The organism is Bartonella sp. AC158YNML, from assembly GCF_042196725.1.
In the GTDB taxonomy this organism is placed as follows: domain Bacteria; phylum Pseudomonadota; class Alphaproteobacteria; order Rhizobiales; family Rhizobiaceae; genus Bartonella.
In genome coordinates this window covers 1-553 of the sequence record NZ_JBHIQU010000105.1, presented here as the reverse complement: position 1 = coordinate 553, position 553 = coordinate 1, and the positions used below count along the sequence as shown (strand labels likewise).

The following is a 553-nucleotide window of genomic DNA, read 5'->3' as shown; positions in this document are numbered from 1 at the left end:
TTACTCAAAACATCACGAATATTACTCAAGAAGTTCAAGGAGATGCCTTGTTATGGGACAAGACTAAAGGCGCTTTTGTAGCAACACATGGAGACAATAAAGAGAACAGCAAGCTTACATCTCTGAAGAATGGAGACATTACAGCTGCTTCAAGCGATGCAATAGCTGGTAATCAGCTCTATGCTCTAGGTGATAGTGTAGCGAAAACTTTAGGCGGTAATGCTAGCTATGAAAACGGCACATGGACAAGTCCTACATTCAAATTTAAGAGCGTTAGTGAGGATGGTACTAAAGTTGAAGATAAAGATTATAGTACTATAGCGGAAGCATTTGCAGGTGTAGGGCTCTCTTTTGAGAATCTTCAAAAAGAGTTTACTCAAAGCAACACAGAGGTTACTGACAATATTAAGCAGAATGCATTGTTGTGGAGTGATGAAGATAGTGCGTATGTAGCGCTTCATGGGCAAGGTGACAAGAGAAGCAAGAGCAAACTGAAGTTACTTTTAGATGGAGATATTTCTGAAGGGTCTAGTGAGGCGATTACGGGTAACCA

1 pseudogene is annotated in these 553 nt (G+C 40.5%); it reads left to right on the top strand.

The features are described from left to right. Window positions 1-553: pseudogene (locus ACFIM1_RS09500) on the top strand (hypothetical protein); the annotation flags it as partial.